Genomic DNA, 17,371 nt, shown 5'->3' with positions numbered 1-17,371 from the left:
ATATATTTATGCGGTTGTAAAACTTAAAAGAACTTGGGTGCCTTTAAGTGTTGTACTAATCGCAATATCGCCTTTAAAATGTTTTGATGTTTTATTAAGGTTTTTTAATTGTTCTTTTATAATTGCCATACTCATAGATTTATGTAATCGATTAGAATCTTCTTTTCTAACTTCAAAACCTTTACCGTTATCGGTTATGGATACATATAAAATGGTGTCATGCTTATAATATTTTATACTAATAATACCGTTAACATTCTCTTTTAGTCCATGTAATATGGCATTTTCCACAAAAGGTTGGGTAATTAATGTTGGTAGCATATCAAAATCTTCATCTATAGAGTCTTCAACGTTTATTGTGAATGAAAACTTATTATTGTAATTAAGTAGTTGTAGAGTAAGATAAGATTCTAGAGCAGTTTTATCATCTTCAACAGTGATAAAATCATCATCAGATTTTTCTAAAACCAATCGTATTAATTTGGAATAACTAGTAAGATAACTGCTGGATTTCTCCTTGTCATTTTGGTATATGAAATTTTGAATACTTTGTAAAGCATTGAATAGGAAATGTGGATTCAATTGAGTTTTTCTCAATTTTTGTTGCAATAATACTTTATCTAATTGTTGCTGCATTTTATAATTTTTGAATCCGAAATAACCTAAAACAGCAATTAGTAAAACAAAAAATATCAAGGCTACAAGTAAATAATTTTGTTGCCTTATTGTAAGTGCTTGAAGTTTGTTTTTTGTATCTAGAATATGAATACGTTGCTCTTTTTTCTCCGATTCATATTTTTCGGTTAATTCTGCTACACTTTCTTTTTGTTGCTCATTGGTAATGGAATCCTTAATTTTATCTTTTAAATCGGCATAATGTAAAGCTGTTTTATATTGTTTTAATCCTAAGTAAGATTCTTTCAGGTTGTTGAATATATATGATTTTAAAAGGCCTTGAGCATCAAGACTTGCGCTATCTAGAAAATTTATAGCTTTGGTGTATTCCTTTTTTTTAAGATAAGCATTGCCTACATTATTGTAAGTAACGTTGATTGTGTTAGTGCTGTTGAGTTCTTTTTTTAATGAAATTGCTTTTTTTCCATAAATAATAGCTCGGTTATAATCTGCCCCTTCATTTGTGAAATATATGGCTAAATTGGTATATATTGTAGATAATGTATTTTTGGAGTTGTACTTTATAGCGAGTTTTTCTGCTTTAAAAATACTTTGTGTATATTTTTCAAAAAGTTTTTGGCTATAGTAAATGTTACATAGGTTAACTAAAATTTGAAGTTTTATTACTTCGTTAAAATCACTTAAGGCAAGAGCTCTTTCTAAGTAAGTTTGTGCATTTTTATAGTTTTTTAATGAAGCATTAATAGCGCCAATATTAGAATAAGTACTAACGAGTTGTTTTGTTTTTTTTGTTTGTTCAAGAATTTCTGCAGCTTCTAAATAAAGAGAGAGAGCTTTAGGGAAATCTTGTTTATAGTACTGTATTGTTGCTAGGTTATGCAGTGTGAGTCCTTTAATGTGTTTAGGTAAATTTCGTGTAAGATTTTCTTGGAGTAAGGAATCTGATTTAGAAAACTCTTTTTTGAAAATGAAAAGACTGCTCTGTTGTAAGTGAGATTTTGCTAGTAGTGTATCATTCCTTATCAATTTTGATTCTTTTACAGCTTTTTCTGCATAAGAAAGTGAACTATCAATATTTGTTTGGGCTAATTTTTTAGATTTTAATAAAAGGGTTTCTATCTGTTGATATTTGTTAGTCTTTTCTTGAGCATTTATAGTTGAAGGATTAAATGCTATTGTGAAAAAGATAATAACGTAACATAACGTTGCATTAATAGAATAATGCCTTTTTTGTTTAATATAGAGAGTGAGCATATTAGGGTTTATAAACTTGATGCAATATAGAAAAAGCCCAATAAAATTAATTATTGAGCTTTTTTTATTTTGAGAAAAATTAAAAATTAATCTTCTTTTTTATCTTCTCTTGGTTTTCTGTCGTCACGACGGTTATCACGACCTCTATTGTCACGAGCACCTCTGTTATCACGTCCACCAGAACGTTTGTCATCTCTTGGTGGTCTTGCAACATAACCTTCTGGTTTTGGTAAAATGGCTTTACGAGATACTTTTTCTTTGCGTGTTCTTGGATCTTGTCCAAAATACTTCACATCAAAAACATCACCCATGTTAACAACATCAGATACGTTTTCAGTACGTTCCCAAGCTAATTCACTTACGTGTAATAAAACCTCGTTTCCTGGCGCATCCATATATTCTACAACGGCTCCAAAATCAAGCATTTTAATAACTTTTACTTCGTAAACGTTACCAACGGTTGGTTTAAATAATAAAGAATCTATTTTTGCCATAACAGCATCAATACCTTTACTACCAACTCCTAATATTTCAACAATACCTTCTTCAGTCACTGGATCTTCGTTAATAACGATAGTAGTCTCAGTTTCTTTTTGCATTTCTTGAATTACTTTTCCTCCTGGTCCAATTAATGCACCAATAAATTCGTTAGGAACTCTACGCGTTACCATTGTAGGCGCATGATCTTTAACGCTTTCTGCAGGAGCTGCAATTGTATCAGTAATTTTACCTAAGATATGTAAACGACCTGCACGAGCTTGTTTTAGTGCATTCACTAAAATCTCGTAGCTTAATCCTTTAATTTTAATATCCATTTGGCAAGCAGTAATACCTTCAGTAGTACCAGTTACTTTAAAATCCATATCTCCTAAGTGATCTTCATCACCTAAAATATCAGATAATACAGCATAACGATCACCATCAGAAATTAATCCCATAGCAATACCAGAAACAGGTCTTGTCATTTTAACACCAGCATCCATCATAGCCATTGTACCAGCACAAACTGTTGCCATAGAAGACGAACCGTTAGATTCTAATACTTCTGATACTACACGTACAGTGTAAGGACAATCTGCAGGAATCATTCCTTTTAATGCACGTTGCGCTAAGTTACCATGACCAACTTCTCTACGAGATGTTCCTCTTAATGGTCTAGCTTCACCTGTACAAAAAGGAGGGAAGTTATAATGTAAATAGAAATTCTCCTCACCTTCGTAAGATGGCATATCTATTTTGTTAGCATCTCTAGATGTTCCTAAAGTTACTGTTGCTAAAGCTTGCGTTTCTCCACGTGTAAAAATAGAAGAACCGTGTGTAGATGGTAAGTAATCTACCTCACACCAGATTGGTCTAATTTCATCAGTCTTTCTTCCGTCTAAACGTAAACCTTCGCTTAACGTTAATTCACGAACCGCTTCTTTTTCAGCTTTACTGTAGTATCCTCCAACAAGGTGGCCAAATTCAGCCATTTCTTCTTCAGTAAAAGAAGCTTTAACTTCTTCTTTAACTTCAGCAAATGCATTAGTACGTTCTACTTTAGAAGTTCCCTTCTTAGCAATAGCGTAGCATTTATCGTAAGCTAAATCGTGTATTCTTTTTTGTAATTCTTCGTTAACTTCTGCAGTAGCGTATTCACGAGTTTCTTTTTTACCAAAAGCCTCAGCTAAACGTAATTGTGCAGCAATTTGAACTTTAATCGCTTCGTGAGCAAATTTGATAGCATCTGCCATCTCTTCCTCAGAAATTTCATCCATTTCACCTTCAACCATCATTACAGAATCGGCAGAAGCTCCAATCATCATTTCAAGATCAGATTCTGCTAATTGAGCACGTGTTGGGTTAATTACAAATTCACCATTAACACGACCAACTCTTGCTTCAGAGATAGCACATTCAAATGGGAAATCTGATAATTGAATAGCAGCACTCGCCGCTAAACCAGCCATAGCTTCTGGCATAACATCATCGTCATGAGACATTAATTGAATCATCACTTGTGTTTCTGCGTGATAATCTTTTGGGAATAATGGACGTAAAACACGATCCACTAAACGCATAGTTAAAACTTCACCATCACTAGGTCTTGCTTCTCTTTTAAAGAAACCACCTGGGTAACGTCCAGCAGCAGCAAATTTTTCTCTGTAATCTACCGTTAAAGGTAAAAAGTCAACATCTGCTTGTTTGTAATTGGAAACAACTGTACATAATAACATACATTTTCCTGATTGAACAACAACAGAACCATGGGCCTGTTTTGCTAATTTTCCGGTTTCAATAGAGATTTCTCTACCGTCCCCAAGGTCAATAACCTCCTTAAAAACTTTTGGAATCATAAATTTTTTCTTGTAATTCAAGCATAAATATACTCAAATTATGTTAAACAATGGTCGTTGTGTTGTTGTGTGTAGTTGTTGTGTGCGACCAATGAAAAACCTTTTGTCCCAAACTCATTTTGGGATCTAGCTTCTTCTAATTTGAAAGTTATACTCGTTCAAATTGAGTTAATATATAATAAAAAACCACGCTGAAAAGCGTGGTTTTTGTATTGAGATTATTTTCTTAATCCTAATTCTTTTACTATAGCACGATATCTTAAGATATCTTTCTTAATTAAGTAATCAAGTAAGCTTCTTCTTTTACCTACTAACATAACTAAAGAACGCTCAGTATTATAATCTTTACGGTTCTTTTTTAAGTGTTGCGTTAAGTGCTCAATTCTTTGTGTAAATAAAGCGATTTGCCCTTCTGCAGAACCTGTATCGTTTTTGTCATTACCATGTTTTGCAAACATGGTTTGTTTTTCTTCTTTTGATAAGTACATTCTAATATTATTGTAAATGATTGTTATGTAAACTCGAAAGTTTTTCTTTCAAGCGTGCAAATATAGTGATTTTTAGAAATAAAATAAGGTAACAATAAAAGAATTACTGTTAGATTGATGAATTTTGTTTATGTAGTGTTTCGTCTCTATATATTTTAGTTTTAATGTCTGCTCATTTTTTAAGTTTTAGATTTTGATGTTTTTTAGATAATAAACGAGCTGTTTAAGCTTTTATAGTTCTTATAATTAGCTATTTAAATGGTAAATAATAGATGAAAGGTAATTTGTCGGCATTTTATAGTATTTTTCCTCATTTTTATGATTTAATTAAAAAAAAACATTTAACTTTTATCCTTGTATAAATTAACTTGCATTGTATGGCTATTAGTTTTTCACGACATAAATTATTTGAGAACATTTTTAATTATGCCATGGGCGGTCTTGCCATTGTGGGTATGCGTGGCGAATGGATTAAAGTTAATGATAGTATCGTGAAATATTTAGGGTACTCAAAGGAAGAACTCTATGAAAAAACCTTTCAAGATATTACGCATAAAGACGATCTCTATAAAGATTTAGGAGCTATGCGTGCTTTACTTCGTGACGATATTTCTAATTATACTATAGAGAAGCGTTATTTTCATCAAAACGGCTCTATTGTTTGGGTGCGGCTTTCTGTGTCGCTGGTAAGAGATGATAATGGGAATCCTGAGTATTTTATCTCTGAAATACATGATGTTTCTCAACAAAAATCTGATCAAGAAGAGTTGAAAATTTTACTAGATTTAAGTAAAGAACAAAATAATAGATTATCAAACTTTGCCGATATAGTTACACATAATTTAAGAACGCATTCTTCTAATTTAGAAACATTAGTTGGTTTTATTGCAGAGGAAGAAGCTACATCTACAGCCTGTAAAAGTGAGAATTTCGAGTATTTAAAGGAATCTATAAAAAACTTAAATGATACGGTATCTCACTTAAGTGAAGTAGCTAAAATAAAATCAATGAATAAGGAGGAAGTGAAGCCTTTAAACCTTCACGAGTATTGCAGTAAAGCAATCTATAATGTTAGTGGTTTAGCAAAAAATATAAAATGTAAGATAGCCAATAATGTAAATCCTAAACATGAGGTTATGGCTATACCGGCTTTTTTGGATAGTATAATTTTAAATTTTTTAACAAATGCTTTAAAGTATAGAGCTAGTGATAGGTTAGCGGAAGTGTTTTTATTTAGTGAAGTAAGTGAGGATTTTGTTGTAATAACTTTTAAGGATAATGGTTTAGGTATAGATATGAAGACTCATGGAGACGATATTTTTAAAATGTATAAAACATTCCATAAGCATAAAGATGCGAGAGGTGTTGGTTTATTTATAACTAAAAACCATATAGAATCGTTAGGAGGAAGAATTGATGTGAAAAGTGAATTGGGTAAAGGAACGGAGTTCTCAGTATCCCTTAGGAAAGCTGTATAAGGCGTTTTTTAAATTTAAAGAGAATATAAGGTTTTAGTCTATAATAAAAAAGCGAGCCATTTGGCTCGCTTTTTTATTTATGCTCTTAAAGGTTGATTTGTTATTAAATCAACATATTGATTAACTCTGTTTTTTAAATCTTTTCTTAGTGTTATAAAATCTAAGAAACCGTGTTCTAGTAAAAATTCTGAAGTTTGAAATCCTTCTGGTAATTCTTTTCCAGTGGTATCTCTCACAATTCTAGGGCCAGCAAAACCAATTAAAGCTCCAGGCTCTGCTATATTAATATCTCCTAACATGGCGAATGATGCCGTTGTTCCTCCTGTTGTAGGATCTGTACATAAAGAAATATATGGTATTCCAGCATCGGCTAACTGTGCAAGCTTAACAGATGTTTTGGCTAATTGCATTAAAGATAATGCGGCTTCCATCATTCTAGCTCCTCCAGATTTCGAAATAACCATTAATGGTAATTTATTTTTTAAAGAGTAATCTGCAGCACGTGCAATTTTTTCTCCAACAACACTACCCATAGATCCGCCAATAAAAGCGAAGTCCATACAGGCTATTACAATGTCTTTTCCTTTAGATTTACCAACAGCACAACGCACAGCGTCTTTTAGTTTTGTTTTCTCTTGAGCAGCTTTTAAACGTTCTGGGTATTTTTTAGTATCCTCGAATTTTAAAGGATCTTTAGAATCTAGATTTTTATCTAGTTCTTTAAATTTATTATCATCAAAAAGGATTTCGAAATATTCTTTACTTCCTATTCTAACGTGGTATCCATCTTCTGGACTTACGTAAAAGTTTTTTTCTAATTCTTCGGCATCTACAATTTTACCTGTTGGAGATTTGTACCAAAGTCCTTTTGGAGTGTCTTTTTTCTCTTCCGTAGTTGTAGTAATACCTTTTGTTTTTCTTTTAAACCAAGACATAGTAATGTGTGTTTTAAAGTTTAAAGCTTTAATATTAAGCCGTTAACTGCGTTAAGGATTGATGCGGCATCCTTTTTGTTTTTAATTGAAATGCAAAGCAATTTTAAGTAAAAATAAAAAGATACAGCGGAAAGCCTGACGGCAAAATTAAACCTTTTTTTAATTTTGTGGTAACGCCTAAGTGATTTTATTGACTTTTACCTTTTAATTATTTGATTTAGAGTATAATACATAAAAAAAGGCTCCGCTAAATGCAGAGCCTTAATGTATGTTAAAAAATAACCTATAATTATAGAGTATTTACGTTGTTTAAATCTTCAAAAGCTTTCTTTAAACGTGCAATAAAAGTTTTTTCACCTTCACGTAACCAAACTCTTGGGTCGTAATATTTTTTGTTTGGAGAATCAGATCCATCAGGATTTCCAATTTGTGCTTTTAAATATTCAGATTTTCCACCCATGTAATTTCTAATACCTTCCATGAAAGCGTATTGTAAATCTGTATCGATGTTCATTTTAATTACACCGTAGCTAATTCCTTCTCTAATTTCTTCGACTGTAGAACCAGATCCACCGTGGAATACAAAATCGATATGGTTTTCTTCAACACCATATTTTTTTGTAATGAATTCTTGAGAATTTCTTAAAATTTTCGGAGTTAATTTAACGTTTCCTGGTTTGTAAACACCGTGTACATTTCCAAAAGCTGCTGCAATAGTAAATTGTGGACTTACTTTGCTTAATTCTTCGTAAGCATAAGCTACTTCTTCTGGTTGTGTGTATAATTTAGAATCATCAACATCAGAATTATCTACACCATCTTCTTCACCACCTGTAATACCTAACTCTATTTCTAAAGTCATGCCCATTTTAGACATTCTTTCTAAGTATGTTTTACAAATTGCGATATTTTCTTCGATTGGTTCTTCTGAAAGATCAATCATGTGAGAACTGAATAATGGTTTTCCAGTTTCTTTAAAGTGTACTTCACTTGCATCTAATAAACCATCAATCCAAGGTAATAATTTTTTAGCACAGTGATCGGTATGTAAAATTACTGGAACACCGTAAGCTTCGGCTAAAGTATGTACATGTTTTGCGCCTGCAACACCACCTGCGATAGCTGCTTTTTGACCTTCGTTACTTAAACCTTTTCCTGCATTAAATTGCGCACCACCATTAGAAAATTGAATAATTACTGGAGCATTTAAATCTGCTGCAGTTTCTAAAACACCATTAATAGTGTCCGATCCAATAACGTTTACTGCTGGTAAAGCATATCCGTTTTCTTTAGCGTGATTAAAAATTGCTTGTACTTCTAGGCCTGTAGCTACACCTGGTTTTATATTGTGTCCCATTTTTAATTTATTGATTAATAATTACTAGTTACCAAAAGTAATCAATTTTTAAATAAAAAACTGCGATTTATTATGTTGAAAATACTAAAGTTATACTAAAACGTTATAGTGAAATCGAAAATAAAAAGGGGTTAAAAAGGGTAGTTTATACCTATGTTATATACAGCATTTGAGAAGTTATATTCTTGAAACCAACGGTTTTGTGTTTCGTTGGATGGATTGTAGGTTTTAAAGCCTACATCGAATCTAAAAACAAAAAAGCTAAAATCGTAGCGTAAACCAGTACCAGAACCTACAGCGATATCTTTTAATGAACTGAAGCTGTCGAAAGTGGCTCCTTCGGTTTCAACATCGTCAAAAACATTCCAAATATTTCCTGCATCGATAAAAAATGCGGCATTTAAATTACCAATTAAATTAAAGCGATGTTCTAAGTTAAAAGCAATTTTTAGGTTAGCTTCATTAAATTCGTTTGTGGTTTGCGAACTCCCTGGCCCTAAGCCATAGGCCGACCAAGCTCTGTTGTCGTTAGGTCCACCAGCATAGAAACTTTTAGAAAATGGTATACTTGTTGAGTTTCCGTAAGGAACAGCGATACCTAAAAAGCTACGCATAGCTATTACGTTTTTAGTACCTAAATCCCAATGTTTTGTATAATCTAATTCTGTTTTTAAGTACTGAGAAAAAGCAACACCTAAGAGCTCATATCGATCTTGATCGTCTTTTTTAAGACCAATAAAATCCGATGCACTTGCTAATATGTTTCCTGCCGCTTCTAATTTAAATTTAAATATTGAAAAATTTTCATCAAAAATATTGGTTCTACCATCTTTAGTAAAGCTGAAACTGGATGAAAGTATTAAGTTGTTTTCGGTAAGTCTTGTTTTCCGTTCGTCTATGGCTTGAATGGTTGAAACTTCACTGCTAGATATTTCAGATGGTGTAGTATCGGCCAAAGCATAGGCTATAAACTCATCGGCTTGATTATTTGGGTTATCGGAGTTAGGAATGTTTAATTCTTCATCTGGACCAACATAACCAACTTCTTGGGCAATATTGTTTAGTGTTGTGAAAGATGTTGTATAAACTCTAAAATAATTTTTTATGTTCAGGTTGTTGATGTATTGCATATTGAAAATATCCAATTTATCAGTCACTTTACTATTAGGTTGCCATTTAAAACTAAACGCTCCACTAAAGGTTTCTTTATCTAAACCAATATTAGTTTGGCTTGTTGTAGATAAGTTAATGCTAGTGCTTGGCGACATGTATTTTGGAATAATACGCTCGGTATAAAATGGAGAAAACAATCTAGGAATAGTTAGTTTTAAATCGAGACCATATTCGTTAATATCAAAAAAAGGATCGCCTGGGTCGTTTTTATCTTTTGAAGAGCCAATAGATGCAATTCCCGATATTTCAAAAGTTTCGGCACCTCTAAAAATATTTCTTATTTGTAAACTTGGGCTAAGTGAAAACCCGAAATTTTGAATATTACTTTGAGAAACATCCGTACTAAAGCCAAAATTAAATTTCTTTAAAGGGGTTAAGCGTATAGTATCTGTTAAGGTGTTATCTTCATGCTCGTAATACTCAATATTAGGATATTTAAAGGTTCGTAATTCGTTGAGGTGTCTATAAGTTCTAGTTCGGTCTAAATCTTTAAAAATAGTGCCAGCGTTGGTAAACATGGCATCGGTAAGTGCGCGTGGTCTGTATTTTATTTTATCGTAAGCATAAATATTGTAACCGTTGTATTTTATAGAATCTAGAAAAGGTTTATCTCGGTTTTCAAAAGAATAATCGGTAATAATGTTTACATCTCTAATGGTGTAAATTTTAAAAGGTACACGTGTAATTGAATCTTGATTTTTAATAGCTCGATCTTGAATAAGGATGCCAACATTCATTTTTTTATTAGTGCCAATGGTATCAATATCCATGGTAATGTAATCTTGAGAGAAATGATACACACCCGAATTCCTTATTTCTGTAGCGATGCGTTCTCGTTCTTGCTCAAAATTAACAGTCCTGTATTGGTCGTTGTGTTTTATTAATGCGTCCTTTTTTATTTTTTGATAAATAGTATCGATAATTGGCGATTTAATGTTTGGAGTAATCGTATCGATAATAAAAGGCTCACCTGTTTCTACTTGATATTCAATTTTAGCGCGTTTATCGTCTGTTTTTGTAATATCATAATCGGTTTTTACATCGAGCCAACCATTGTTAATGTAATAATCATTGAGACGGATTATCGATTTTTTTGTTTTTAACTCATTAACAATAATAGGAGCTTCTCCCGTTTTTTTTAGCCAAGCATTAAATTTTGTCTTCGATTCAATATATTTATTTAACTGCTTTTTTGATAGAAAATTTTCGAGATGTTTTTTCTTGTTTGGTCTTTTATTTAAATCAGCATTTATAATAGAATCAATATTTGGACGTGCTAAATTGTAGACGTGTAACCGCAACGGAACTCCTAATATTGGAATCTTCGTGTTAGGTTTTTGGTAAAGTAAATTATTTAATATTTCGGTGTTTTCTTTTTTACCGTTAACAAGAATGGTGTTTTCAGAAAGTACATGGTCTTCTTCTGCAACGCGTTTTAAACTATCACATGCGGTAATGCAAATAAAGCAAACTAGTGAAATTAATATATTGTTGAATTGAAGTTTCAAAATGTACTCGTCCTTTAATCTTGGTTAATTTTGTTTAAAAATTTTGTTTCAACTGAAAAAATAATTGAAATATACGTTACGCGTTCAAAAATACATTTTTTTCAACTGAAAAATTAATGTCGAGGCCAATGTTACTAATATTTTCTTTTTCTTTATAAAAAATTAGAAAAAGGCATGCTTAGTAAAAGCCAAATAAAATTAATAACGAGTTTAAAGCAAAAAAAATATAGACAAGACCTAGGTTTTTTTGTTGTTGAAGGTGTTAAAACAATAAAAGAATTGTTGGCGTCTAGTTTAAAGCTTCATGCATTATATACGACGGAATCTTTCAATATTGATGCCACAGATGAAGTTTTAATTTCTGAAACCGATTTAAAACGTATTAGTTTCTTAAAAACACCTAATAAAGCATTGGCAGTTTTTGAAATCCCTAAACAAACACCTATAGAAACCAAAGGACTTATTGTGGCTTTGGATGATGTTCGTGATCCTGGGAATTTAGGAACCATTATTAGACTTTGTGATTGGTTTGGTATAAAACAATTGGTTTGTAGTAAAGCAACTGTAGATTGTTTTAACCCAAAAGTGATACAAGCTACTATGGGCTCTATTACAAGAGTAAATATTAGTTATGTTGATTTGGAAACGTTTTTAAACGATGTTGATTCGCCTATTTTTGGTGCTTTTATGGATGGCGAAAATGTTTATAAAAAACAATTGCCACAACATGGCATTTTAGTAATGGGTAATGAAGCTAATGGTGTATCGAAAGATGTAGAAGCTTTAATTACTGAAAAAATAAGTATCCCAAGATTTGGAGATTTACAAGCTACAGAGAGTTTGAATGTGGCTATGGCAACCTCAATTTTGATAAGTGAATTTAGACGAGGTTAGCGTTTAGGTATATTATTTATTCTTCGTTCAAATTTTATTTTTCTAACGCCGTGGTCTGTGTCCCATTGTTTAACTTCTTTGAAATTAAATTTCTTATATAATTCAGTGGCTGGTCCATTTTCTAATCCAGTTTCTACAACAAGAAGTTTTGAATTAAATCTTTCAAAAATGAATTCCATTAGTTTTCTTGCAATTCCTTGTCTGAAAAAACTTGGAGCTACAACCAAGCTATTAATATGTGTAAAGTTATTGTTATGTTTAATTTCAATGACCCCAGCAAGTTCTTTATCTTTTAAGTATCCAAAAAACTCTGTTTCACTATTTATATAATTTTCAAGGGGTCTTTTTAAGGGAGGGAAATCAGTAGCATTTAATAATTTTGCCTCTATCTTATATGATAGTTGAAAAACTGAACGTATTTTTTTAGATACTTCTATATCATTATTTTGGAGTCTTTTAATCATTTTTTTGCAGTAGTTCATTTTAATTAAGCACAACAAAAGAATAACTTAATACTTTTTACTGAAAAGTAAAATTAACAAAAACACCACGAGTTTTCATGCTGTTTATGTTACTTGTCCATGCGCTATCTGGATCCTCATCTCTTACCAACTCATCATTTAATCCAAATACTCCACGAATGGATGGTGTGAATTTAAAGTTATATAAATAAAAATCGATGCCAAAACCTAATTCGTAAAATAGAGAATTTTTTACAGTTCTAAATTGTCCGTTTGAATTATCGTTTGGGTTGTCTTCATTGCTCGAAAGATTTAAAGCTGTAGAGAAACCTCCAACAACAAAAGGTTTAAAATTATTTATCCGTTTGGTAGAAACCTTTAATAATAGGGGTATATGAATGTATGTGGATTTTACTTCACGTATTAAATCACTCGCTCTTGGTTCCGATTCTGTAAAATATGTTGAGCTGTAATTTAATTCTCTTGTAGTAATTAGTAAACCAGGTTCTATACGGATGTCTAAAAATTTATTAATTCGTAAGTTTCCTATTAAGCCTACATTAAAACCGGTAGTGCTTTTTACATAAATATCTTGTAAATCTTGGTTGTAATCAAAATTGAAGTCGTAGTTGTTAAAACCTAAATAATAACCCCATCGAAGCAGTTTGTATTCCGTAGTTCCTCGACCCTGATTGGCATCATAGGTTATCTTCTCTCTTTTGAAAAGCTGTGCATTCGATGTTTGAATTACAAATAAAAATGCTAATAATGCAAAAACCTGCTTCATATTATTACTTCCTAGATTTATAAATTGTTGCCACACCTAAAGTTTGTGGTAAATCTTCAACATCTATAAACCCAATTTTACGTAAAATATTGTTCAAATCTTCTCCATAAGGAAAAACAGAAGCCGATTCACACAAATATTTATAGGCACTTCTATCCTTAGAAAATAGTTTCCCGATAAGTGGTAAAATATTTTTAGTGTAAAAATTGTAACCTTGTTTATAAGGTGTTTTGTCTGGCATAGAGGTTTCTAAAATCACAAAAGTACCGTTGGGTTTTAAAACTCTGTAAATTTCCTTTAAACCATTTTCTAACGATTCAAAATTACGTACACCAAAAGCTACCGTTATAGCATCAAAGCTATTATCTTCAAAAGGCATACTTTCGCTATCGCCTAAAATCATTTCAATTTTAGAATCTAAAGCCTTCTTTTTAATTTTTGTTTTACCAATTTCGAGCATACCGCTGCTTATATCGAAACCAACAATTCTAGTGGCATTAGTTTCGGCTAAATTAATAGCTAAATCACCAGTACCTGTCGCAACATCTAAGATGCTATCAGGATTAGAGTCTTTAACTATTTTAACAACTTTTTTTCTCCATTTTATATCAATTCCAAAAGAAATCACACGGTTTAGTCCGTCGTAATCACCAGAAATGGTGTCAAACATTTGGGTAACCTGTTCTTTCTTACCTAAATCGCTATCTTTATATGGTTTAATTTTCGACAAATCTTTATTTTTTTTGGCAAACCTACATAATTTATTTCTACTTTATAATATATTAGATAAAGTGAAAAGAAGGTTATACTGTTTTATGTTGTCAAATTTATTAAATTTATCGATATCATTTGGTTAGATTTAAGTTTATAATGCAGATTTCGAATGGATTTCTGCTTTGTTATAAAGTTTTATTTTAAATAACTAATATTAATTTTGCACTATCTTTGCAGCACTTTATAATGAAGAATTACAAATGAAAATAATTATAGCAGGAGCTGGCGAAGTTGGATTTCATCTAGCAAAACTCCTATCATACGAGTCTCAAGAAATCACTTTAATAGATACCCAGAAGGATAGTTTAGCTTACGCAGACACTCATTTGGATATTAGAGTTATCAAGGGCGATGCTACTTCTATTGCTATTTTAAAAGAGTCTCGAGTAGAGTCTAGCGATTTATTAATAGCGGTAACAGCAAGCGAAACCACTAATATTACAATTTGTGTTTTGGCAAAGCAGTTAGGTTCTAAACGTACTATTGCTAGAATTTCCAATACCGAATTTATACATCATAAAGATGAGGTCGGTTTTACCAAATTTGGTATAGATGAGTTAATTTCTCCGGAAGCATTGGCAGCATCAGAAATTGAGTTATCACTTAAACAATCATCCTTTAATGATACTTACGAGTTTGAAAATGGTGCATTAACCATGATTGGTTTAAACTTAAGAAGTTCTGCCTCTTTTGTTGGTAAAACCGTAAAAGAAGCTGCCAGAATATTTCCTGAGTTACATTTTGTACCCATTGCTATTCAGCGTTTTGGTACACAATTTACTATTATTCCACGTGGCGATACTAAATTTAAACGTGGTGATCATGTGGTTTTTATAACTTCTAAAGAGGGAAATGAAGAGTTGTGTCGTCTTACAGGTAAGCCTAATCGTGTTATTAAAAATGTGATGATTTTAGGCGGAAGTCAAATCGGTTTTAAAACAGCGAGGTCTCTTTCCGAAAAAGGATTTAATGTAAAGCTTTTAGAAGAAAATAAGGAACGTGCTTTCGATATTGCCGACGAGTTACCTAAGGTTTTAGTATTGCATAGTGATGGCCGAAAGGTCGATTTACTGGAGGAAGAAAATATTAGCGACATGGATGCTTTTATTGCGGTTGGTAAAAACTCCGAAACCAATATCATGACCTGTTTAGTCGCTAAATCTAAAGGTGTTAAAAAAACAGTAGCACTAGTAGAAAATATGGATTATTTCGAATTATCACATTCTATTGGTATCGAAACCTTAATAAATAAAAAGCTGTTAGCTGCAAATAATATTTTTAGATATATTAGAAAAGGAGAAGTCGTTGCTATGACGAAGCTTAGTAACATGAACGCCGAGCTTTTAGAATTTGAAGTTAAGCCAACATCTGCCATTTGTAACAAGGTTATTAAAAATGTCGACTTTCCGCGTTCTGCTATTATAGGAGGTGTTATTCGCGACGGATTGGGAGTTATTGCATTAGGCGATTTTAAAATACAAGCAGGCGATCGCGTGGTGGTTTGTAGTTTATTACAATCTATAAAAGGTGTCGAAAAATTATTCCTTTAAAAATGAAATTTCTGCTAAGTCAGATTTTACATTAAAACAATATTAAAATCCCACATGAAATTAAATTACAAAATCATTTTTCATTTCTTAGGACTATTACTTTTGTTCAATGGCGGGTTCATGTTGTTGTCGGCATTAGTTAGTCTGCTTTATAAAGATGGAGTAACGTTTCAAATCTTTTTAGCGGGTATGGCAACCCTTATTATTGGTGTTGTAGCTATGTTTTTAACAAAAGATCACAACAAAGAAATGAACAAGCGTGAGGGTTACATAGTTGTAACCTTTGGTTGGATTATTATGTCGCTCTGCGGTGCCTTACCATATGTTTTTACAGGTAGTATTCCGAGTTTTACAAATGCATTTTTCGAAACCATGTCTGGCTATACCACAACAGGCGCGTCTATTTTAAATGATATTGAAGCCGTACCAAAAGGTGTTTTATTTTGGCGAAGTTTAACACACTGGATAGGTGGTATGGGAATTATTGTTCTTGCCATTGCTATTCTTCCATTACTAGGTATTGGAGGTATGCAACTTTTTGCTGCAGAAGCACCAGGGCCAAGTGCCGATAAATTACACCCAAGAATTACAGACACAGCAAAACGTTTATGGCTTATTTATTTTGGCTATACAGCAGCCGAAACTTTGCTTTTAAAGTTAGCAGGTATGTCTTTTTTTGATGCCATAAATCATGCTATGTGCACGCTATCTACGGGTGGCTTTTCAACTAAAAATGCCAGTGTTGCCTATTGGAACGATCAGCCTTTAATACAATACATCATTATTTTATTTATGTTTTTGGCAGGTGTTAACTTTGTACTTAGTTACTTTGCTTTTAAAGGAAAGTTTTCAAAAATTATTGAAGATGAAGAGTTTCAAATCTATACAAAATTCATTATAATATTCACCTTAATAGCAGCGGTAATTATTTATTTTCAAGCCGATCCTTCTATATCAAGTATTAATCATCCTATGGTTTGGGGAGAAGCAGAAAGTGCCTTTAGGCATGCGCTTTTCCAAGTATTATCTGTAATTACAACAACAGGTTTTGTATCAGCAGATTATACGCTTTGGACCCCCTTTTTAGTCGTTTTCTTTTTCGGACTCATGTTTCTTGGTGGTTCGGCAGGAAGTACCTCTGGAGGTGTAAAAGTAGTTCGCCATTTAATTTTAATTAAAAACGGGTTTTTAGAGTTTAAACGTACGCTGCATCCCAATGCTATTTTGCCTGTTCGTTATAATAAACGTGCCGTTTCGGGGAATATCGTATTTAATGTGCTTGGCTTTTTTATCCTCTATATGCTGTCTTTTATTATCGGTGCGCTTGTGTTTTCTATGTTCGGAATTCAGTACGATTCAGCAGTAGGTTTAGCCGCGTCTAGCCTCGGAAACGTTGGTCCAGCCTTAGGCGATTTTGGTCCTGTAAACAATTACGCTGCATTACCGCCACTTGCAAAATGGTGGGCATCATTTTTAATGCTTATTGGGCGTTTAGAACTTTTTACAGTACTTATTTTATTCACACCATTTTTCTGGAGAAACCGATAAACATCGTCTTTATTTTATAAATAATTTGGCGTTACCCGAAAAGGGTCGGGCTTTCACTACTCAATCTTTTTGCGAAGCTTTCTGAGTTTTTTCAGGACTACTGCATATATTTAAGTAGGCGTTTAACCTAGTGTTCCGTTTTAATGTTTTTCGCAAAAAGGATTTCAAACATGCCGTTCAATCCCTAACGCG

13 protein-coding genes are annotated in these 17,371 nt (G+C 32.4%); 4 read left to right on the top strand and 9 right to left on the bottom strand.

Annotation, left to right across the window (positions count from 1 at the left end):
• Positions 1–6: 6 nt before the first annotated feature.
• From M4I23_RS16680 to rpsO, 3 genes are all read right to left on the bottom strand, one after another.
• Positions 7–1,890, bottom strand: a complete 1,884-nt coding sequence (locus M4I23_RS16680) for a histidine kinase (RefSeq protein WP_249755166.1) — start codon at positions 1,888–1,890, stop codon at positions 7–9.
• Between the two features lie 86 nt (positions 1,891–1,976).
• The gene (locus M4I23_RS16675) at positions 1,977–4,226 is read right to left on the bottom strand and encodes a polyribonucleotide nucleotidyltransferase (protein ID WP_249755165.1); all 2,250 of its coding nucleotides are present in this window, start codon (positions 4,224–4,226) and stop codon (positions 1,977–1,979) included.
• A gap of 218 nt (positions 4,227–4,444) precedes the next feature.
• Positions 4,445–4,714 (bottom strand): 30S ribosomal protein S15, encoded by a 270-nt coding sequence (gene rpsO / locus M4I23_RS16670; RefSeq protein WP_158845121.1) that lies wholly within the window; start codon positions 4,712–4,714, stop codon positions 4,445–4,447.
• A 377-nt stretch (positions 4,715–5,091) separates the two neighbouring features.
• On the opposite strand from rpsO, the gene M4I23_RS16665 reads away from it, so the two are divergent.
• Complete coding sequence (locus tag M4I23_RS16665; protein ID WP_249755164.1) at positions 5,092–6,192, top strand: PAS domain S-box protein; 1,101 nt, start codon at positions 5,092–5,094, stop codon at positions 6,190–6,192.
• 77 nt (positions 6,193–6,269) lie between these two features.
• On the opposite strand, the gene accD is transcribed toward M4I23_RS16665, so the two are convergent.
• The 3 genes from accD to M4I23_RS16650 all read right to left on the bottom strand — a co-directional run bounded on the left by accD (position 6,270) and on the right by M4I23_RS16650 (position 11,165).
• Positions 6,270–7,127, bottom strand: a complete 858-nt coding sequence (accD, locus tag M4I23_RS16660) for an acetyl-CoA carboxylase, carboxyltransferase subunit beta (protein ID WP_249755163.1) — start codon at positions 7,125–7,127, stop codon at positions 6,270–6,272.
• Between the two features lie 289 nt (positions 7,128–7,416).
• Positions 7,417–8,484, bottom strand: coding sequence for a class II fructose-bisphosphate aldolase (gene fbaA, locus M4I23_RS16655; RefSeq protein WP_158845112.1), 1,068 nt, complete (start codon positions 8,482–8,484; stop codon positions 7,417–7,419).
• 131 nt (positions 8,485–8,615) lie between these two features.
• On the bottom strand, positions 8,616–11,165 hold the full coding sequence (locus M4I23_RS16650) for a BamA/TamA family outer membrane protein (protein ID WP_249755162.1): 2,550 nt from the start codon (positions 11,163–11,165) through the stop codon (positions 8,616–8,618).
• A gap of 174 nt (positions 11,166–11,339) precedes the next feature.
• Here M4I23_RS16650 and M4I23_RS16645 point away from each other — a divergent pair, with 174 nt between their 5' ends.
• Positions 11,340–12,059: an RNA methyltransferase gene (locus M4I23_RS16645; protein WP_249755161.1), complete on the top strand. Its 720-nt coding sequence runs from the start codon at positions 11,340–11,342 to the stop codon at positions 12,057–12,059.
• Here M4I23_RS16645 and M4I23_RS16640 read toward each other — a convergent pair.
• Genes M4I23_RS16640 through ubiE form a run of 3 tightly spaced genes read right to left on the bottom strand, consistent with a single transcriptional unit; the run spans position 12,056 to position 14,037 of the window.
• Positions 12,056–12,523, bottom strand: coding sequence for an N-acetyltransferase (locus M4I23_RS16640; protein WP_249755160.1), 468 nt, complete (start codon positions 12,521–12,523; stop codon positions 12,056–12,058). The two genes, M4I23_RS16645 and M4I23_RS16640, sit on opposite strands and share 4 nt — an antisense overlap.
• Positions 12,524–12,578: 55 nt before the next feature.
• Complete coding sequence (locus M4I23_RS16635; RefSeq protein WP_249755159.1) at positions 12,579–13,307, bottom strand: porin family protein; 729 nt, start codon at positions 13,305–13,307, stop codon at positions 12,579–12,581.
• Between the two features lie 4 nt (positions 13,308–13,311).
• Positions 13,312–14,037: a bifunctional demethylmenaquinone methyltransferase/2-methoxy-6-polyprenyl-1,4-benzoquinol methylase UbiE gene (ubiE, locus tag M4I23_RS16630; protein ID WP_249755158.1), complete on the bottom strand. Its 726-nt coding sequence runs from the start codon at positions 14,035–14,037 to the stop codon at positions 13,312–13,314.
• Positions 14,038–14,281: 244 nt separating this feature from the next.
• On the opposite strand from ubiE, the gene trkA reads away from it, so the two are divergent.
• Positions 14,282–15,631, top strand: coding sequence for a Trk system potassium transporter TrkA (gene trkA / locus M4I23_RS16625; RefSeq protein ID WP_158845096.1), 1,350 nt, complete (start codon positions 14,282–14,284; stop codon positions 15,629–15,631).
• A gap of 54 nt (positions 15,632–15,685) precedes the next feature.
• Entirely contained in the window at positions 15,686–17,179 is a 1,494-nt protein-coding gene (locus M4I23_RS16620) for a TrkH family potassium uptake protein (RefSeq protein WP_158845093.1), read from the top strand.
• The last annotated feature ends 192 nt before the right edge of the window (positions 17,180–17,371 follow it).

The sequence above is a fragment of the Algibacter sp. L4_22 genome (genome assembly GCF_023473045.1).
Taxonomy (GTDB): Bacteria; Bacteroidota; Bacteroidia; order Flavobacteriales; family Flavobacteriaceae; genus Algibacter.
Note: the sequence above shows the minus strand (reverse complement) of the source record. Positions and strands in the feature narration are given on the sequence as shown.